At 69.3% G+C, this 19,233-nt stretch carries 19 protein-coding genes; 3 read left to right on the top strand and 16 right to left on the bottom strand.

What is annotated here, in order from left to right; genetic code table 11:
- Positions 1-251: 251 nt before the first annotated feature.
- Both ACAG24_RS17105 and ACAG24_RS17100 read left to right on the top strand, forming a co-directional pair.
- On the top strand, positions 252-551 hold the full coding sequence (locus tag ACAG24_RS17105; protein WP_370473524.1) for a hypothetical protein: 300 nt from the start codon (positions 252-254) through the stop codon (positions 549-551).
- Between the two features lie 73 nt (positions 552-624).
- Positions 625-1,356 (top strand): type 1 glutamine amidotransferase, encoded by a 732-nt coding sequence (locus tag ACAG24_RS17100; protein ID WP_370473525.1) that lies wholly within the window; start codon positions 625-627, stop codon positions 1,354-1,356.
- Here ACAG24_RS17100 and ACAG24_RS17095 read toward each other — a convergent pair.
- Complete coding sequence (locus ACAG24_RS17095) at positions 1,338-2,687, bottom strand: TIGR01777 family oxidoreductase (RefSeq protein ID WP_370473526.1); 1,350 nt, start codon at positions 2,685-2,687, stop codon at positions 1,338-1,340. The two genes, ACAG24_RS17100 and ACAG24_RS17095, sit on opposite strands and share 19 nt — an antisense overlap.
- 66 nt (positions 2,688-2,753) lie before the next feature.
- Here ACAG24_RS17095 and ACAG24_RS17090 point away from each other — a divergent pair, with 66 nt between their 5' ends.
- Positions 2,754-3,404 (top strand): phosphoribosyltransferase, encoded by a 651-nt coding sequence (locus ACAG24_RS17090; RefSeq protein WP_370473527.1) that lies wholly within the window; start codon positions 2,754-2,756, stop codon positions 3,402-3,404.
- A 7-nt stretch (positions 3,405-3,411) separates the two neighbouring features.
- On the opposite strand, the gene ACAG24_RS17085 is transcribed toward ACAG24_RS17090, so the two are convergent.
- From ACAG24_RS17085 to ACAG24_RS17015, 15 genes are all read right to left on the bottom strand, one after another.
- Positions 3,412-3,759 (bottom strand): phage holin family protein, encoded by a 348-nt coding sequence (locus tag ACAG24_RS17085; RefSeq protein ID WP_370473528.1) that lies wholly within the window; start codon positions 3,757-3,759, stop codon positions 3,412-3,414.
- A 30-nt stretch (positions 3,760-3,789) separates the two neighbouring features.
- Positions 3,790-4,614: a DivIVA-like cell division protein Wag31 gene (gene wag31 / locus ACAG24_RS17080; protein ID WP_370473529.1), complete on the bottom strand. Its 825-nt coding sequence runs from the start codon at positions 4,612-4,614 to the stop codon at positions 3,790-3,792.
- A gap of 214 nt (positions 4,615-4,828) precedes the next feature.
- On the bottom strand, positions 4,829-5,119 hold the full coding sequence (locus ACAG24_RS17075; protein ID WP_370473530.1) for a YggT family protein: 291 nt from the start codon (positions 5,117-5,119) through the stop codon (positions 4,829-4,831).
- A 109-nt stretch (positions 5,120-5,228) separates the two neighbouring features.
- Positions 5,229-5,873, bottom strand: coding sequence for a cell division protein SepF (locus tag ACAG24_RS17070; protein WP_370473531.1), 645 nt, complete (start codon positions 5,871-5,873; stop codon positions 5,229-5,231).
- The gene (locus tag ACAG24_RS17065) at positions 5,870-6,664 is read right to left on the bottom strand and encodes a YggS family pyridoxal phosphate-dependent enzyme (protein WP_370473532.1); all 795 of its coding nucleotides are present in this window, start codon (positions 6,662-6,664) and stop codon (positions 5,870-5,872) included. Before ACAG24_RS17065 ends, ACAG24_RS17070 begins: the two co-directional genes overlap by 4 nt.
- The gene (pgeF, locus tag ACAG24_RS17060; protein ID WP_370473533.1) at positions 6,661-7,374 is read right to left on the bottom strand and encodes a peptidoglycan editing factor PgeF; all 714 of its coding nucleotides are present in this window, start codon (positions 7,372-7,374) and stop codon (positions 6,661-6,663) included. The genes ACAG24_RS17065 and pgeF overlap by 4 nt, the downstream gene beginning before the upstream one ends.
- Before the next feature lie 16 nt (positions 7,375-7,390).
- A complete protein-coding gene (gene ftsZ, locus ACAG24_RS17055) occupies positions 7,391-8,572 on the bottom strand; it encodes a cell division protein FtsZ (protein ID WP_370473534.1) in 1,182 nt (393 codons plus the stop codon).
- 186 nt (positions 8,573-8,758) lie between these two features.
- Complete coding sequence (locus ACAG24_RS17050) at positions 8,759-9,631, bottom strand: cell division protein FtsQ/DivIB (protein ID WP_370473535.1); 873 nt, start codon at positions 9,629-9,631, stop codon at positions 8,759-8,761.
- Complete coding sequence (gene murC, locus ACAG24_RS17045; RefSeq protein WP_370473536.1) at positions 9,628-11,037, bottom strand: UDP-N-acetylmuramate--L-alanine ligase; 1,410 nt, start codon at positions 11,035-11,037, stop codon at positions 9,628-9,630. Before murC ends, ACAG24_RS17050 begins: the two co-directional genes overlap by 4 nt.
- Positions 11,034-12,170, bottom strand: a complete 1,137-nt coding sequence (gene murG / locus ACAG24_RS17040; RefSeq protein ID WP_370473537.1) for an undecaprenyldiphospho-muramoylpentapeptide beta-N-acetylglucosaminyltransferase — start codon at positions 12,168-12,170, stop codon at positions 11,034-11,036. Before murG ends, murC begins: the two co-directional genes overlap by 4 nt.
- A complete protein-coding gene (gene ftsW / locus ACAG24_RS17035) occupies positions 12,167-13,693 on the bottom strand; it encodes a putative lipid II flippase FtsW (RefSeq protein ID WP_370473538.1) in 1,527 nt (508 codons plus the stop codon). The genes murG and ftsW overlap by 4 nt, the downstream gene beginning before the upstream one ends.
- A 3-nt stretch (positions 13,694-13,696) precedes the next feature.
- A complete protein-coding gene (murD, locus tag ACAG24_RS17030) occupies positions 13,697-15,154 on the bottom strand; it encodes a UDP-N-acetylmuramoyl-L-alanine--D-glutamate ligase (RefSeq protein ID WP_370473851.1) in 1,458 nt (485 codons plus the stop codon).
- A complete protein-coding gene (gene mraY, locus ACAG24_RS17025) occupies positions 15,141-16,220 on the bottom strand; it encodes a phospho-N-acetylmuramoyl-pentapeptide-transferase (RefSeq protein ID WP_370473539.1) in 1,080 nt (359 codons plus the stop codon). The genes murD and mraY overlap by 14 nt, the downstream gene beginning before the upstream one ends.
- Complete coding sequence (locus ACAG24_RS17020; RefSeq protein WP_370473540.1) at positions 16,217-17,710, bottom strand: UDP-N-acetylmuramoyl-tripeptide--D-alanyl-D-alanine ligase; 1,494 nt, start codon at positions 17,708-17,710, stop codon at positions 16,217-16,219. Before ACAG24_RS17020 ends, mraY begins: the two co-directional genes overlap by 4 nt.
- Positions 17,707-19,221, bottom strand: a complete 1,515-nt coding sequence (locus tag ACAG24_RS17015) for a UDP-N-acetylmuramoyl-L-alanyl-D-glutamate--2,6-diaminopimelate ligase (RefSeq protein WP_370473541.1) — start codon at positions 19,219-19,221, stop codon at positions 17,707-17,709. The genes ACAG24_RS17020 and ACAG24_RS17015 overlap by 4 nt, the downstream gene beginning before the upstream one ends.
- Between the last annotated feature and the right edge of the window lie 12 nt (positions 19,222-19,233).

Raw genomic sequence — 19,233 nt, 5'->3', positions numbered from 1 at the left:
TGGCCGCCAACTACCGCCACTGGCTCAACATCCAACACATCGGCGCTGCTTAACCCCTTGACAGAGATAGGAGCATCAAATTACGCCGACGGGATTCTGCCAACCGGCCACCATTTCCTGCCAGCGGAATTATTGACCTGACCTGGCGGTTTAACCCAGCAGATCACCAAGATCAGGAAGAAAAGACGAAGTCGAAACCGCGAGACACGCTCCACGGCTCCGACCCAGACAAGGGAAGAGCAATCACCACCATGAAGAAGTTCAGCATCACCACCGCCGCCGTCGCAGGGCTGTCTGCCGCCGTCCTCGGACTGGCCGCCCCGGCAGTGGCTGCACCGAGCGGCTCTGACGCGCAGGCCACGATCAGCCAGCTCGAAGCCGATGGCAACCGCGTCATCGTCCAGAAGCAATCCGACGCCCCGCTGGATCAAGCCAGCGTTGTCAGCGTCAACCGCGGAGCCCCCATCCGCAGCACCGTCCGGGATTACTTCGGCGACCGCACCTATCAGCAGACCATCACGGGGTACGTCTACTACGTCAACGTGAAGTAGCTTCGCCTACCAGTAGGGCCACCTCCACGGAGGTGGCCCTACTGCTTCGCGATCGGGAACGGGCCGACCGATAATGGCCGTCGTGGCATCCAAGGTCCTGTTTCTGGTCAACGAACACCTCGCGACCCCGGCGCTTCTCGGTGACGCGTTCGCCGAACAAGGGTTCGACATCCACACGTTCGAGGTCGTCCCTGCCGAGCGGATCGACCGCCCCGCCGGAAACGTCGACTTTCCCGACCCCATGGGCTACGACGTCATCGTCCCCTTGGGCGCGACCTGGCCCGTCTACGACCCTGCACTCATCGACACCTGGGTGACCACCGAGATGCAGCTCGTGCGCGACGCCGCCGACGCGGGGATAGCGCTTCTCGGAGTGTGTTTCGGCGGGCAGCTGCTCGCGCAGGCGTTCGGCGGCACCGTGGCCCGCGGTCCGCACCCGGAGATCGGGTGGTACGACATCCCGACCGATCGGCCCGATGTGGTGCCGGGCGGACCATGGTTCCAATGGCATTTCGATCGCTGGACCCTGCCGCCCGGAGCGACCGAGATCGCCAGGACCCCGAATGCGTCCCAGGCATTCGTCCTCGGCCGGGCCCTGGCGCTGCAGTTCCATCCGGAGGTTGACGCCGACCTGCTCAAGGTCTGGCTGGCCGCCGACCACACCGGCGACGTCGCCGCCGCCGGGTTGGATCACGGCGAACTACTCGACCGCACAACGGAACTCGCCGGTGACACCGGGGAAAGGATCCGAAAGCTGTTGCGCGGCTTCCTGACACACGTGGCGGGTCACTCGCGGCCGAGTTGATGCGCCAGCGCGTCGGCGACGTCGCGATGCCTGAACTCGTGGCCGACACTGCGCAGTTTCGATGGAATGACCCGCTGGCTCGCCTCAGCCAGTTCGCGAGCACCCTTCTCTCCCAGCAGAAGTCGCGGTCCGAACGACGGCACCGGCACCATCGCGGGGCGGTGCAGCACCCGCGCGAGCTCCTCGGTGTACTCCGTGTTGCGGACCGGGTCGGGCCCGACCGCGTTCACCGGACCGCTGAGCCGATCGTCGTACAGGGCCCGGTGATAGATGTCGGTGAGGTCGTCGAGGCCGATCCACGACAACCACTGCTTGCCGCTGCCGAGCCGTCCGCCCAACCCCGCCGCGAACAGTGGCCTCAACAGACGAAGCGTTCCGCCGTTGGCCGCCTGCACAATTCCCGTCCGAACCTTGACCACACGCAGTCCGGCGTCGGACGCGGGGACCGTCGCGGCCTCCCAGTCGGTGACCACGTCGGCGAGGAATCCGTCTCCGCGTGTGCTGTCCTCCGTCAGCTGGGTGTCACCGCGGTCGAAGCCGTAGAAGCCGACCGCTGACGCGCTGATGAAAACATCAGGGCCGTTCTCTGCCGACGCCGCGGCCGCGGCCAGACGCCGAGTCGGCTCGATACGACTGTCCCGGATGGCCCGCTGATGCGCGTCGGTGAAGCGCCCCGCGATGGATTCGCCGGCCAGGTGGACGACGGCGTCGACGCCGGAGAGCAGGTCCGCCGCGGGCGCCTGGGGGTTCCAGTGCCGCTCGTCGGCTCCGCGCGCCTCACCGCGGACGAGTCTGATCACGCGATGACCGCCGCTGGTGAGGAACGCACTCAGCGCGGAGCCGACCAACCCCGAGGATCCGGTGACGGCGACGGTCATGGGCTTCATCCCCGCCTCCGCAGCCCGCCGGTGCGCAGCCAGATCGTCGGCGAGCTGACGGTGCCGGTACACGAAGGTCGACCGCAACCCGGCAGCAGGCACCACCGCGTCGACCTCGTCATGCACCCGGGTCTGGGTACCGACGTCGGCGAACGTGTGAACGTGCCGCCAGCCGCCGATCACCCGCGGCGGCCATGACGCGATGCCGTGCGAGGAGAGTTCGTCGGCGAAGCGGCTGCCGGGAATGTAGGCCGACGGGTCGTGACGCGCCACCCAGCGCAGGCCGCCGGGCAATCCGAGCACCGCCGTGCCGTCTGCGAGCGAGTCGGCCTCCGCGATCACGGTCATGGGCTGCCAGGGTGGCACCAGCCGGGGCATCGCGCCCGGGCGGCTGAACCAGTTCCACACCTCCTCGCGTGGGTGGTCGACGACGCTCTCGTATTCGATGCCCATGGTCTCCCTCGTTTTCACTGGTGGATATCCCCATCATCGAACGGGTACTCCCCCGAGGACCGTGCCATGAATGACAAAACACGAACCTTTCGGGACCGCCGCGAGGCCGGCCAGGTTCTGGCGCGCGATCTCGACCGGTACCGAGGGCAGTCAGATCTCTCCGTCCTGGGTCTGGCACGTGGCGGCGTGCCGGTCGGCGCCGAGGTGGCGTGGGCGCTGGACGCCCCGCTCGATGTGTGCCTCGTCCGCAAGCTCGGGGTTCCCCAGTGGCCCGAACTCGCCATGGGTGCCGTCGCCACCGGCGGCGGCGTCGTCCTCAATCAGGACCTGTTGCGCAACCTCGGAATCGGCGACGAGCAGGTGCGTGAGGCGATCACGCGGGAGACCGCTGAACTGCGACGCCGCGAACTGGCCTACCGGGGTGACCGCGGGCCGCTCGACGTCGCCGGACGCACGGTCGTTCTCGTCGACGACGGAATTGCCACGGGTGCCAGCATGGTCGCGGCGGTGAGATCGGTTCGGCAGGCCGGTGCCGCGCGGGTGATCGTCGGCGTTCCGGTGGGCCCGACGACGGTGTGCCGGCTGTTACAAGAGGAAGCCGACCATGTGGTGTGCTCGACCATGCCGGCGCACTTCCAGGCGGTCGGTCAGGTCTTCGCGGATTTCCATCAGGTCAGCGACGACGAGGTGCGCGACCTCCTCGCAGTGCCCGGCTGAGCAGCGCTCAGTTCTTCGGCTTCTCGTCTTCGGGTAGTTCGGCGGGCTGCTCGGTGGACGCCACATCGACGGCGACGGTGTCGTCGCGGGGGGTCTCGTCGTAGTCCTCGACAATCGGCGCTTCGTCCGGGTAGTCCTCGTACTCGGCCTCGTCTTCGGCGAGAACGCCTGTGCCAGGCGGTGTTTCGCCGGCATCGCTCTTGGAGCGGTCCCGGATGGCGTCGACGATCAACAACACGACACCGATGACACTGGCGGCGATACACACCCAGGCGATGAGCTCGTTGCTGGTGACGACAGCCATCACCAGAGCAGCGAGACCGACGACGGCGAGCACGAGCGCGACGATCAGCATGGGCCCACCCTAGGTGCTAGAGGCACGCGACTAGTTGTTGCCCCGGTTGAACTGGTTGAAGCCGCCGTCGTTGTTGGCCCCCGAATCCACCGGCGCGGCCGAGCCGCGCTGCCCCAGCTCCTCGAGCTGCGACTCCAGGTAGGTCTTCAGACGCGTGCGGTACTCGCGCTCGAAGGTGCGGAGCTGCTCGAGGCGACCCTCCAGGACAGTGCGCTGCTGGTTGATGGTGCCCATGATCTCGGAATGCTTGCGCTCGGCGTCGGCCTGGAGGGCGTCGGCCTTCTCCTGCGCCTGCCTCAGCTGCGTCTCGGAACGGTTCTGCGCGTCGGCCAGCATCGCGTCCGCGCGCTGACGCGCCTCCGTCACTGTGGTCTCGGCGGTCTGGCGGGCCTCGGTGACCAGCTGGTCGGCCTCGGCACGGGCGTCGGCCAGCATCTTCTCGGACTCGGCCTTGGCGCTGTTGGTGAGGCGGTCGGCGGTGTCCTGCGCCAGGCTGAGCACCTTGGCGGCCCGGAGGTGCTGATCCTCGGTCGCCGGAGCGGCCGGCTGCTGCTGCACGGGCGGCGCCTCGTATACGGGCTCCGGCGCGGGAGCCGGTGCGGGTTCGGGCTCCGGCTCGTAGACTGGGAGGGTCTGGGTCGGCTGAGCGGCGCCTCCGCCTGCGCGGGCACCGGCGAGTTCCTGATCCAGCTCAGCGACCCGCTGACGCAGATCGGTGTTCTCCTCGATGAGGCGGGACAGCTCGTTTTCGACCAGGTCGAGGAAGGCGTCGACCTCGTCCTCGTTGTAGCCGCGTTTGCCAATGGGTGGCTTGCTGAACGCCACGTTGTGCACGTCGGCAGGAGTGAGCGGCATCGTCTGCCCCCTTGAAGTCTGGACCGTCAACTGATCACGAAGTGTAAAGCCTTACTGGAACGTAACTGGCGTCCATCCTGTCACACCAGACCCGGCGGTTGCAGGCGAGGCCGATAATTAAGACCGAAACTCAACTTTTCCGGTGGCGGTCGGCACCCTGGGTGTCCCCTGACGGCCACGGTTTCGCGGCCGAATCGCCGGCACCGGACGTGGGTCAGCCGGCGGCGCCGAAAGCCAGCTGCATGCCGATGAACGCGACGAGAAGCAGAACCATGATCGACAGGTCGAACCGGACCGCACCTATCGTGAGCTGCGGGATTATCCGTCGGAGCAGCTTCACCGGCGGATCCGTCAGCGTCATGATGATTTCCAGCAAGACGACCGTCACCCCGCGCGGATGCCAGTCGCGGCTGAACGAGCGGATGAACTCGACAACGACCCGGGCAATCAGAAGCAGCCAGAAAACGAACAGCGCGAAACCCAGAATTTCGAAGAAGAGCGCCAACGAAGCCGACCTCACTCAGGCAGATGTGTGACTTTGACAACAGGCCAACTACAGCCTGGGCCGCAGCTCGAGTGCGACGAAGTCAGCCTACCCGGGGTGACGGACCTGCCTACTGGTAGGCGTAGAAGCCCGCCTCCGCGATGCGCCGGCGCTGCTCGGCGGTGACATCCACATCCGCTGGTGAGAGCAGGAACACCTTGGTGGCGACCTTGTCGAACGAGCCGCGCAGCGCGAACGCGAGCCCTGCCGCGAAGTCGACGAGTCGCTTGGCATCGGCGTTGTCCATCGAGACCAGGTCCATGATCACCGGGGTTCCGTCGCGGAACCGCTCGCCGATGGTGCGCGCCTCGCTGTAATCCTTCGGGCGCAGCGTGGTGATCTTGGCCAGCGGGCTGCCGGCCTCGAACAGCTCGGCCATTCCGCGCGGGTCCATGGCCAGGGCACCGCGGGTCGAACCGCGCATGGCACCGAAACGTGGTGGGGTGCGGTCGAATTCACGCGGCGCTCGCATGCGGGCCTCGAAGCGGGCGTCGTCGAAGCCGCCGGGCATCCCACCGCGGTATGCCGCCGGCTCGTCGTACTCGCGAGCACGGTCGTCGTATCCGCGCGAGTAGCCCTCGTCCTCGAAGCGGTCCTCGCGCGGGCGCCGGTAACCGCGCGCGGGGCCGCGGTCGTCGTCCTCGTAGTAATCGTCTTCGTAGTCGTCCATCGGCGCCATACCGAAGTAGGCCTTGACTTTGTGCAGTGTGCTCATTGTTCGGACCCTTCTTGCGGTGCCTGTGATGAAGGTGTGACTGGTGTGACTACTTCCGGTGACGTTAGCGGTCGCGGTCCCATTAGCGCGGTACCGACACGCACACAACTGGACCCGTGTTTGACCGCCGATTCCAGATCGCCGGACATGCCCGCCGACAGCTTCAATCGTTGCCGGTACTGGCCCTGCACCCGGTCACGCTCGCGCTCCAGGCGCGAAAACGCTTCGCCGGCATCAGATCCCAACGGTGGAATGGCCATCAGGCCCACGAATTCCAGACCTGCCGCCGCGTCGACCGCGTGACACAGCTCGTCGATACGCGCTGTCGCGTCGACGTCGATCCCGCCTCGCGCTTCGTCTCCATCGAGACTGAGCTGCAGATACACCTTGAGCGGCGCCGATCGTCGCCCTGCTTCGAGCGCCTCCGAGGCGCCACGGTCGAGCGCCGCGACCACCTTGACGCTGTCGACGGAGTGCGCCGCATAGGCCCACTCGGCCACCGACCGCGCCTTGTTGCGCTGGATCCGGCCGACCATGTGCCAGCGGATCTGCGCAGACCCGACCTCGCGACGAACCTCCTCGACCTTGGCGGTAGCTTCCTGATCGCGCGATTCCGCGAACGCCGTGCAGCCGAGCCGATACAACGCGACCACGTCGGATGCGGGGAAGAACTTGGTGACCGGCAGCAATTCGATGTCGGCGACATCCCGGCCCGCGTCCTGCGCCGCATCGTGCAGTCGCTCGCGGAGCGCCGTCAGCGCCGCGCCGAGTTCCTGTTCACGCGACGTCATCGCCCCGGCTCCAACCAGATCAACGACGCCAGCCGTCCGGTCGGGTTGTCCCGCCGGTGGCTGAACAGATTCCGGTCTTCGACGGTGCAACGCGGGTCGACGTCGATCGACGTGACGCCCAGAGACCGCAACTGCGTAGCGATTCCGGCGCGCAGATCCAAACCGGGCGTGCCCCGGCTCGTCCTTGCGCGGCTGCCGGGCAGCACCCGTTCGACGTCCGCGGCCATCGCCTCGGGCACCTCGTAATTGCGTCCGCTGACCGCAGGCCCCAGGAGCACCGACACGTCGCCGACATCCGCCCCGGCCTCGACCATCGTCTCCAACGTCCGCGCGACGATCCCGTTCGCGGCGCCGACCCGGCCCGCGTGCACCGCGGCCACCACCCCGGCGCGCGCATCGGCCATCAGCACGGGAACGCAGTCAGCGGTCACCACCGCCAGTGCGAGCCGCGGCACCGTCGTCACCAAAGCGTCGGTGTCGGACATGGTGTCGCCACCGTGATCGACGAGAGCGACGTTGGCGCTGTGGACCTGGTTCATCCACACCACCCGGTCGACACCCAGCCCGATCGCCTCTGCGAGACGGCGCCGGTTGGCCGCGACCGCACGCGGATCGTCACCCACGTGATCGCCCAGATTGAACGTCGCGAACGGCGGCTTGGAAACCCCACCGGCGCGGGTGGTGGTGACGCGCCTAACCCGGAAGGACACAGCGCGACCCGGCGGACTAGTGGCGCATGAACGGCGGCACGTCGACGTCGTCATCGGAGATGCCGTCGTCGCCCCCGCCGCCGATCCGGACTGTGGCGCCGTTGGTGTGCCCGGCGGGCACGCTCGCGGCATCCGAAGGCTCGAAGATCGACGAGTTCACCCGGCCTGCCTTGCCCGGCGCGATCGGCTGAGCCGGCGCCGCTGCCGCGGCGGCAGCCTGCGATTCCCCGGTGACGGGCTTGCGGCCCGGTCCCGCGGCGTCGAAGCCCGCCGCGATGACGGTGACGCGCACTTCGTCGCCGAGCGAGTCGTCGATGACCGTGCCGAAGATGATGTTGGCGTCCGGGTGCGCGGAATCCTGCACGAGCGAGGCGGCCTCGTTGATCTCGAACAGGCCGAGGTCGCTGCCGCCGGCGACTGAGAGCAGCACGCCCTGCGCACCCTCCATCGAGGCTTCCAGCAGCGGCGAGTTGATCGCGATCTCGGCGGCCTTGAGGGCACGGCCGTCACCGCGGGCCGAGCCGATACCCATCAGGGCAGTGCCTGCCGAGCTCATGACGCCCTTGACGTCGGCGAAGTCGACGTTGATCAGACCCGGCGTGGTGATCAGATCGGTGATGCCCTGCACGCCGTTGAGCAGTACCTCGTCGGCGCTGCGGAAGGCGTCCATCAGGGACACGGCGGCATCGCCCATCTGCAGCAGCCGGTCGTTGGGGATGACGATGAGGGTGTCGCAGCTCTCGCGCAGCGCCTGGATACCGTTCTCGGCCTGGTTGCTGCGCCGCTTGCCCTCGAACGAGAACGGCCGCGTCACGACGCCGACGGTCAGCGCGCCGAGCTTGCGGGCGATCGACGCGACGACGGGCGCGCCACCGGTGCCGGTGCCGCCGCCTTCGCCGGCGGTGACGAACACCATGTCGGCGCCGCGCAGCAGCTCTTCAATGTCGTCCTTGGCGTCCTCGGCGGCCTTGCGGCCCACCTCCGGATCCGCGCCTGCGCCGAGACCGCGGGTCGAATCGCGGCCGACATCGAGTTTGACGTCGGCATCGCTCATCAGCAGCGCTTGCGCGTCGGTGTTGATCGCGATGAACTCGACGCCTTTGAGGCCTTGCTCGATCATCCGGTTGACGGCGTTGACGCCACCGCCGCCGATGCCGACCACCTTGATGACTGCGAGGTAGTTATGCGGGGGGGTCATGGGTGCCCTTCCTGCTTCGGATTGCCTGTCGTGGTACGGATAACCGCTGGAGCAAACCCTCAACCTCAACAAGAGGCTTAGAGTTATGTCAAGTTGTTCCGCGCAACCAGAACGGTAGGGCCGGGTGCCGCCCATGCCGGGCAGGCGCGCCGAAACGACACGACAAAAATCTTGCGTAACGGTCCGCTACTTGACGGTCGGCAGATCCGGGCTGGAAACGTCGTAGATCTGGCCGGGCTGCGTCAGCAGCGCGCCCAGCTTGAGGGCTTTCTCCTCGGTGCGGTCGGTCGTCCCCCACACCACGGTCCGGCCGTCGATCAACGTCAGCGTGATCGAGGCCATCGACGGCGCCGACACGCGGCCCACCTGGCTGGCGACGTCGGGCCGCAGCGAGGTCATCACCTGCAGCGCCGCCTCGGTGGCCGGGTCGTTGGGCCCGGGGTTGTCGGTCTCCAGGTACGGAATGCCGGGCGGAGGCGGGCCGGTGGCGAAGTCGACGCCGTCCTTGTCGAACAGGTGCACACCATCCGGATAGTCCCTGACCACGACCGGCACCCGCTCCACGACCGTGATGCGCAGCGTCGACGGGTACTGGCGCTGCACCCGGGCCGACGCGATGCGGCGGATCCCCGCCACGCGCTCGGCCACGGCATCGGTGTTCACCTGCAGCAGCGGCGTTCCCGGCGCGACGGCGGCCGCGGCCACCACCTCTTCCTGCGTCACCGCCCCCACCCCCGTGACGACGATGCTGCGCGCCGACATGATCGGCGTGAAATACAGCAGCAGCCCGAGGCCGACCACGACGACGGCGAGCACGGCTGTCCACATGAGCACCTTCAACCCGCGGACGGTGCCGCGGCCGAGGGTCTTGGTCTGCGGTTCGGGCTGACCGAGCACCTTCCGCTTGGCTTCCCGGCGGGCCTCCTCGATCGCGGTGGCCCTGGCCTGTGCCGCGCGGCGCTCCTCGCGTTCCCGCCGCGCACGCCGCCGGGGGCCCTCGAAATCCTCGGACTCGGACTCGGGTTCCGTGGGCTCGGCGGGCTCCGTCGGCTCCGTCATGCCCTGGCCTGAACCTCGGCGAGGATCTCGCGCCCCAGCAGCGTGACGTCACCGGCCCCCATCGTCACGACGACGTCCCCGGGAGCCACGGACGCGGCCACCCGCGCGGCCACCGCGGAGAAGTCGGGAACATAGGTCACGGGCGCCGACACCGCATCGGCGACCGTCGCTCCGCTGATACCGGCCAGCGGTTGTTCTCGGGCGGCGTAGACGTCCAGGACGAAGACCTCGTCGGCCGCGCTCAACGCCGCACCGAACTCGGCAGCGAAAGTCTCTGTGCGCGAATACAAATGCGGCTGGAAGACGGCGATCGCGCGGCCCTGGCCCTCGACCGCGGCGCGCAATGCGGCGAGTGTGACGCGAACCTCGGTCGGGTGATGTCCGTAGTCGTCGAAGACTCGGACCCCGTTTGCGGTCCCGACCAACTCGAAACGGCGTCGCACACCGTCGAATCCGGCGAGACCGTCGAGCACCGAATCCACCGCGGCCCCGGCCTCGACCGACGCGAGCAGTGCGCCGAGCGCGTTGAGCGCCATGTGCCTGCCCGGCACCGACAGTCGTACCGCCCGCGGCCGACTCTCGCCACGCAGCGCGATCTCGGCGGCGGCACCCGTGCCCTGCTGGCTCCACTCGACCAGGGTTGCGTCGAGATCCGTTGCGCTTCCGTACCGCAACACCCGCACCCCGAGCTCCGCGGCGCGGTCTCCCAACGCCGCCGCACCCGCGTCGTCGGCGCACACCACCAGGGCGCCGCCGGGCCTGATGCGCTCGACGAACTGGTCGAAGACAGCCGTGTACGCCTCGACGCTGCCGTAGAAGTCGAGGTGATCGGCCTCGATGTTGGTGACCACCACGATGTCCGGGCTGTACTCGAGCAGGGAGCCGTCGCTTTCGTCGGCCTCGGCGACAAAGCTCGTGCCGCTGCCGTGGTGGGCGTTGGTGCCCGCCTGGCCGAAGTCGCCGCCGACGGCGAAGGACGGGTCGAAACCGCTGTGTTGCAACGCCACGATGATCATCGATGTCGTCGTCGTCTTGCCGTGCGTTCCCGTCACCATCAGGGTGGTGTAACCCGCCATCAGTTTGGCGAGCACGGCCGGGCGCAGGATGACCGGGATTCCGCGACTGCGGGCCTCGACCAGCTCCGGGTTGGTCTTCGGGATCGCGGCGTGCGTCGTCACCACCGCGGTGGGTCCGCCGGGCAACATGTCCAATGCGGACGGATCGTGGCCGACGCGGACCTGAGCCCCGCGGGCACGCAACGCGATCAACCCGCGGGAATCCTTGGCGTCCGATCCCGACACCAGTCCCCCGCGGTCGAGCAGGATTCGCGCGATGCCCGACATGCCGGCCCCGCCGATGCCGACCATGTGAACCCGCTGGAGTTCCTCCGGCAGCTCGGCGCTCATCGGCGTGCCCCTCGCGCAACGTCGAGTGCGATCTCGGCCACCCGGCGCGCGGCGTCGGGGTGGCCCGCCAGCGCTGCGGCCGTCGTCATCGCCGCGAGACCGGCGTCGTCGTTCAGAAGACCGGGGACCGTGCCTGCGACGAATTCCGATGTGAGGGAACGGTCGTCGACGACCATGCCGCCCCCCGCCTCGACCACCGGCAGGGCGTTGAGCCGCTGTTCGCCGTTGCCGATGGGCAGCGGCACGTAGACGGCGGGCAGTCCGACGGCGCTGACCTCGGCGACGGTCATCGCCCCGGACCGGCACACCGCCAGATCGGCGGCGGCGTAAGCCAGATCCATCCGATCCAGATACGGCACCGCGACGTAGGGCGGATCCTCCGGCCGCGGCGTGCGCAGCTCTAGGGTGTTCTTGGGACCGTGTGCGTGCAGCACCGAGATACCCGCGGCGGCAAGGCTTTCCGCCGCGCCGGCAACAGCCCGGTTCAACGACTGCGCACCCTGGGACCCGCCGAACACCAACAACACCTTCGCGTCGTCGGTGAACCCGAAGTGCCTGCGAGCCTCGGTACGCAGGGCCAGGCGGTCCAGAGACGTGATCGCCTCGCGCACAGGAACTCCCACCACCTCGACGCGTCCGAGACCGGGATCCGGAACCGCGGACAGCACCCGCTGGGCGGACCGGGCACCGACCTTGTTGGCCCACCCGGCGCTCGCGTTCGCCTCGTGGACCACGACGGGCACGCGACGCCGCGCGGCCAGATATGCGGGCAGCGCCACGTAACCGCCGAACCCGATGACGACGTCGGCGGAGACGCTGTCGAGAACCGCACGGGTCTGCCTGACGGCTTGCCGTACCCGCATCGGCAGCCGGAGCAGGTCGCCGGACGGCTTGCGCGGCAACGGGACAGGGGTGATGAGCTCGAGGTCATATCCGCGCTGGGGCACCAGCCTGGTCTCCAGACCCCGCTGGGTGCCCAACGCGGTGATCCGCACTCGCGGATCGAGCGCGGTCAACGCATCGGCGACCGCCATTGCGGGTTCGACGTGGCCTGCCGTGCCGCCGCCGGCCAGAACGATGGAAATCCCCCGGTCGCTGCGCTCCTGCCCCGCCGGGACCGATATCCCCGTCACCCGTAACGCTGACCTTCCAGTGTGCGAGCCCTGCGGCCCTGATTGCGCTGGGTATCACCGTAACCGCCGGACGCCTTCCCGGAGCGCACCGGGTGCCGGGCGGGCTGGGGCTTGCGGGTCTTGCCCTTCTTCGGGGGCTTTCCGGTGGGCTTTTTGTCCTGCGCCGCGGGACGACGGCGCAGGCGGTCGCGCAACGCCTCGGTACGGGTCGGCACGTACGGCGCGGGCAACGGCAGCCGCAGAATGCGGTTGACGCGGTCGTCGCGGCCGGCGCGCAGGGCGGCCACCGCCTCCGGCTCGTGGCGCGCGGCGTTGGCCATGATGCCGATCATCAGCAGCGTGGTGGCCGTCGACGTGCCGCCCGAGGAGATCAGCGGCAGCTGCAGGCCGGTGACGGGGAGCAGCCCGACGACGTAGCCGACGTTGATGAACACCTGGGACAGGATCCACAGCGTGGCGGTCGCGGTGAGCAGGCGCAGGAATGGGTCCGCCGAGCGCCGCGCGATCCGCATGCCCGTGTAGGCGAACAGACCGAACAGCACCAGCAGCCCCGCGGCGCCGATGAAGCCGAGCTCTTCGCCGATGATCGCGAAGATGAAGTCGTTGTGCGCGTTGGGCAGATAATTCCACTTGGCGGTGCCCTGGCCGAGACCGTCGCCGAACACACCTCCATTGGCGAGCGCGAAGCGGGCCTGCCGGGCCTGGTAGCCAGAACCCTGCGCGTCGGCGGTCGGGTTCAGCCACGACTGCACGCGGGCCGACCGGTAGCCCTCGGCGAGCGCCAGGATCACACCGGAGACCAGGACGGCCCCCAGCGAGGTCAGGAAGACCCGCAGCGGCAGGCCGGCGTACCAGAGCAGTCCGAGCAGGATCACGCCCATCGACAACGTCTGCCCGAGGTCGGGCTGCGCAACGATCAGGGCCAGCGCGATCACCGCGGCGGGCACCAGCGGCACGAGCATCTCGCGCAGCGACGCGTGCTCCATACGCCGTGCCGCCAGCAGGTGGGCGCCCCAGATCGCGAGCGCGATCTTGGCCAGCTCCGACGGTTGCATCGAGAAACCGGCGACGACGAACCAACCGCGAGAGCCGTTGGCCACCTTGCCGATTCCCGGGATGAGCACGAGAACCAGCAGGACGATGGTGAAGCCGTAGCCTGCGAAGGCGAAGCGGCGCATGATCGCCACCGGCGTCCGCAGCGCGACGTAGAACGCGAACAGCCCGATCACGGTCCACAGCAGCTGTTTGGCGAACACCGACCACGGTGAGCCGTCGGTGTCGTAGGAGTACACGCCCGACGCCGACAGCACCATCGTCAAACCCATGGTGATCAGCAGCGCCGTGATCGCGACGATCAGGTGAAAAGAGGTCATCGGCCGGCTCAGCCAGGCGCCGACGCGGGTGCGCGGCATCGCGACCACCGCCTGAGCGCCCTGAGGGGCGGCGACCGGCTTGCCGGTCTGGCCGTCGTCGTTCGCCGGGTTGGCGCGACGGCTGCGCAGCCGCTGAACGATGGTGCTCACGATCTACCCGGTCGCTGCGCGCACGGCCGCGGCAAACGCGTCGCCTCGGTGCCCGTAGCTGGTGAACTGGTCGAACGAGGCCCCTGCGGGGGCGAGCAGCACGGTGTCACCCGGCCTGGCCAGTCCGCGGGCGGCGTCGACCACGGCCTCCATGACAGCGTCGCCCAGCGGACGCGTCCCGGCGAAAACCTGAGTCACACGAGTAACACCCGCCACATCGTTCTCATGCACCACAGAATCCTCCCCCGTCACCAGCTCGACGACGGGGACATCCGGCGCGTGTCGCGCCAACGCGTTGCCGATGACCGCCCTGTCCTGCCCGATCAGCACGGCGCCGGCCAGGCGAGGTGCGCTCGCCGCAACGACCTCGTCCACAGATGCGCCCTTGAGCAGGCCTCCGGCCACCCAGACCACCCGCGGATAGGCGTTGATCGAGGCCAGGGCGGCGTGCGGGTTGGTCGCCTTGGAGTCGTCGACGTAGGTGATGCCGCCCGAGACCGCAACGACCTCGGCCCGGTGCCTACCCACCTGAAAGGACGTGAGCGCCTCGGCGATCGCTGCGGGCGGCACGTCGACCGCGCGGGCGAGCGCCGCCGCCGCGAGCGCGTCCAGCACGCCGACCGGTCCGGCGACCGGAATGCTGTCGGCGGCCGCGAGCGGCACGGCGTCACCGAACGCCCGGTCGATCAGCATCCCGTCGCGGACGCCGAGTTCGTCCGGCCCCGGCTCACCCAGCCGGAAGCCGACCTTGACCGGAGCGTGCGCGTCGCGCAGCAGCGCAGCGGCGACGGCGTCGTCCAGCCCGCCCACGGCGACCCTGCCCGTCAGGACCCGCGCCTTGTCCGCGGCGTACGCATCCATCGAGCCGTGCCAGTCGAGATGATCTTCGGCGACGTTGAGCACCACGCCTGCCTCGGGGCGCAGCGACGGCGCCCAGTGCAACTGGAAGCTGGACAGCTCGACGGCCAGCACCTCGGCGGGATGGTCCAGCAGTGACAGGACGGGGTCGCCGATGTTGCCGCACAGCACCGCGCGCCTGCCCGCCGCCTCGAGCATCGCGAACAGCATCGACGTCGTCGTCGTCTTGCCGTTCGTGCCCGTCACCACGAGCCACTTCCGGGGCGGGCCGTACCGGCCGGACCGGTCCAGCCGCCAGGCGAGCTCCACATCACCCCACACCGGGACCCCGGCGGCCGCCGCAGCGGCCAGCACCGGCGCTGTCGGGGGAAAGCCCGGGCTGGTGACGACGAGGGCGAAGTCGTCGATCTGGTCGACGGCAGCAGCGGGATCGAGTACCTCGACCCCCTGCTGGGCGAAGGCCTCCAGCGCGGCGGGGCTGTCGTCGGTCAACGTGGCGCGCGCCCCCAGCGGTGCCAGCGCCGCGAGAATCGCCTGGCCGGTGACGCGCGCGCCGGTGACGAGTACGCGTGAGCCCTTCGCCAGGGGCTCAAGCCCCGACAGTGGTCAGCCATTCGCTGTAGAAGAGCGCGACGCCGAGCCCGCAGGCGATGGCCGTGAGCAGCCAGAATCTGATGATCACCGTCGTCTCGGCCCAGCCCACCAATTCGAAGTGGTGATGGAACGGTGCCATCCGGAACACCCGCCGCCCGGTGGTGCGGAACGCAAGGATCTGCACGACGACCGAGGTGACCTCGGCGACGAACAGGGCGCCGAGCACGACCGCGAGCATCTCGGTGCGGCTGGTCACCGACAGACCTGCGATGACGCCACCGAGCGCCAGTGAGCCGGTGTCACCCATGAAGATCTTGGCCGGCGCGGCGTTCCACCACAGGAACCCGATGCACGCTCCCGCGGTGGCCGCGGCGATGATCGCGAGGTCGAGCGGGTCGCGCACGTTGTAGCAGCCCACGCCGGGGCTGGTCGCGCACGCGTTGCGGAACTGCCAGAACGTGATGAGCACGTAGGCGGCGCACACCATCGCCATCGCGCCCGCAGCGAGGCCGTCGAGCCCGTCGGTGAAGTTCACGGCGTTGGACCACGCGCTAACGATCACCACGCAGAACAGCACGAACACCGCGGGCGCCAGCGTGACCGTGGCAATCTCGCGCACGTAGGACAGCTCGGCGCTGCCGGGGGTCAGCCCATCGGCGTTGCGGAACTGCAGCGCCAGAACCCCGAACAGCACGGCGGCGACGAGGATGCCGATCGTCTTGGCCGTCTTGTTCAAGCCGAGGTTGCGGGCGCGGCGGAGTTTGATCAGATCGTCGAGGAAGCCGACGATGCCCAGCGCGGTGGCCAGGCCCAGCACCAACAGGCCCGAGGCGGACGGACCCTTACCGTCCATCAGGACGCCGACCAGGTGGGTGCCGAAGTAGCTGGCCCAGATGCCCGCCAGGATCGCGACGCCCCCCATCGACGGGGTGCCGCGCTTCTTGTGATGGCTGGGAGGGCCGTCCTCGCGGATCTCGTGGCCGAAGCCCTGCCGGGTGAACAGCCGGATCAGCACCGGGGTCAGCAGGATCGAGACCGCCACCGCGATCGCGACCGCGATCAGGATCTGCCTCACCGGCCGCCCCCGCCGGTGTCGTCGGCTGCCAGTGCCTCGGCCAGCGCACCGAGGCCCGCCGAGTTGGATGCCTTCACCAGGACCACGTCACCGGCCTGCAGTTCGTCGCGCAGCAACGCAAGTGCAGCGTCGGCATCGGCGACCGGGGTCGCCTCGGATCCCCACGACCCCTCCATGACTGCCCCGTGCAGCATGGCGCTCATAGGCCTCCCGGATCCGACGACGATGAGTCGAGACACATCTAAGCGCACCGCCAGCCTTCCGATGCGGTCATGCTCGCTTATCGCGTCGTCACCGAGCTCGGCCATCTCGCCCAGCACGGCGAAACTGCGGGCCTCCCGGGCCATCCACGCGAGCGCCTTGAGCCCCGCGGCCATCGAATCCGGGTTGGCGTTGTAGGCGTCGTTGATGATCGTGACGCCGTCCTGGCGGGCGGTGACCTGCATGCGGTGCTGCGACACCGGACCGGCCGCGGCGAGTGACGCCGCCACCTGCTCCGGCGTGGCTCCGCACTCCAGGGCGATCGCCGCGGCCACCAGTGCGTTGCCGACCTGGTGGTCGCCGTGCACGGCGAGGCTGACGGGAACCTGGGAGCCCGCAGCGTGCAGCGTGAACCTGGGCCGGGCCAGCGCGTCCAGGCTGACGTCCTCGGCGCGGATGTCCGCGTCGGGCCCCCGGCCGACGCGCACGATCCGCGCGGCCGTTTTCTCGGCCATCGCGGCGACGACCGGATCGTCGGCGTTCAGGACCACCACCCCGGACGCCGGAACTGCTTGTGGGAGTTCGGATTTGGTGGCAGCGATGGCTTCGCGGGAGCCGAACTCGCCGAGGTGGGCGGTGCCGACGTTGAGCACCGCACCGATCGAGGGTGGCGCGATCCGGGCGAGCGCGGCGATGTTGCCGGGGTGGCGCGCCGACATCTCCAGCACGAGGAATTTCGTCGACGGCGTGGCGCGCAGCACGGTCCAGGGATGACCCAGCTCGTTGTTGAACGACCCCGGCGGAGCGATCACCTCCCCGAGCGGCGCGAGCACCGCGGCGATGAGGTCCTTGGTCGATGTCTTACCGGACGAGCCGGTGATGCCGACGATCGTCAGCCCACCCGCCACGAGTTCCGCGGCCACCGCGGCGGCCAGCTTCGCCAGCGCGGCGAGCACCGCGGCGCCGGAGCCGTCGGCGTCGTGTTCGAGCACCCCGGCCGTTCCCGCGACCGAGGCATCGGGGGTCACCGGGTCGACGACGATCGCGGGCACGCCGACCGGGCGAGCCGCCAGGACGGCGACCGCACCCGACGCGATGGCCGTCTTCGCGAAGTCGTGCCCGTCCGTGCGCGCACCCGGCAGCGCCAGGAACAACCCGCCGGGCGTCACCTTCCGGGAATCGAACTCGACGGTGCCCGTCACCTGGATGAGGCTCGCCTCCTCGGGGGACACGTCGGCGAGGCGGCCGCCGACGATCTCGGCGATCCGGCTCAGCGTCAGCGCGATCACGACCGCGCCTCCAGAGCCGCCGCCAACTCGTCGCGGTCGTCGAAGGGCCGCGTCTCCCCCCTGCTGGTCTGGCCGGCCTCATGGCCTTTGCCCGCGATCAGCACGATGTCCCCCGCCCCGGCCCACGCCACCGCATGGTCGATCGCGGCGCGCCGGTCACCGATCTCGACCACCTCCGCCGCCGCACCGGCAGCACCGGCCACGATCGCCGCACGAATAGCCGCGGGGTCCTCGTCGCGCGGATTGTCGTCGGTCACCACCACCAGATCCGCCAGCTCCGCGGCCACCCGGCCCATCGGCTCACGCTTTCCCGCATCCCGGTTGCCGCCCGCACCGAACACGACCGCCAGCCGGCCCTCACCCTGCTCGCGCAAGGTCTGCAGCACGGCGCGCAACGCACCCGGCTTGTGCGCATAGTCGACGAGCGCGAGGAACGGCTGGCCGCGGTCCACGGTCTCCAGACGACCGGGTACGGTGGCCGCCCGCAGTCCGGGCGCTGCCTGTTCCGGGGACACCCCTACTGCATCCAGCAGCGCCACCGCGAGAAGGCAATTGGCCACGTTGTAGCTCCCGGGCAGCCCGATCGCCAGGCTGTGGTGCACCCCGGCGGGGTCGACGGCGACGAAGTCCTGCGCGCCGTCGGCGGCAACGACGTTCTCGGCCCGCCAGTCGGCCGTACCTGTCGCGCTCACGGTGACCGCCTTGCCTGCGCGGGACACCATCGCGCGTCCCCACTCGTCGTCGACACAGACGACCGACAGGGCGGCGTGCGTGGGCGAGGCCGGGTCGAACAGCCGGGCCTTCGCGTCGAAGTAGTCCTCCATCGACGGATGGAAATCGAGGTGGTCCCGCGACAGATTGGTGAACCCGCCGACGGCGAACGCCACACCGTCGACACGACCGAGGGTCAGGGCGTGACTGGACACCTCCATCACGACGGTGTCCACCCCCTGTTCGAGCATCACCGCCAGCAGAGCCTGCAGTTCGGGCGCTTCCGGTGTGGTCAGCCCGCCCTGCTGTTGGCGGCCATCGATCCTGACGCCGACGGTACCGATCAACCCCGCCACCCGGTCCGCTGCGCGCAGACCCGCCTCGACGAGATAGGTGGTGGTCGTCTTGCCCGACGTGCCCGTGACGCCGATGACGCGCAGATGCTCCGACGGCCTTCCGTAGACGGCGGCGGCGACTTCTCCCAGCGCCGCGCGGGGTTGCGGGTGCACCACGATCGGCACATCCAGTCCGCCGCGCTCGGCGATCTCGGCCACGCCGTCGGCGTCGGTCAGGACCGCGACCGCGCCCCGCTCGACGGCATCGGCGGCGTAGCGGGCGCCGTGCGCTCTGGATCCGGGCAGCGCGGCGAACAGGTCGCCCGGCTGAGCGTTCTGCCCCCGCAAGGTGACACCGGTGACATGGAGGTCAGGGATCGGACGGTCGGCGGCCGCAACCGCGGAGACCAGATCGGACAACGCGCCGAGCGACAGACCGACGGGATGGCTGGGGCGCAGATTCATGGCGTTGACACA

It is taken from the genome of Mycobacterium bulgaricum, from assembly GCF_041287165.2.
GTDB classification, from domain to species: domain Bacteria; phylum Actinomycetota; class Actinomycetes; order Mycobacteriales; family Mycobacteriaceae; genus Mycobacterium; species Mycobacterium bulgaricum.
This window is presented reverse-complemented; position numbering and strand designations above follow the sequence as displayed.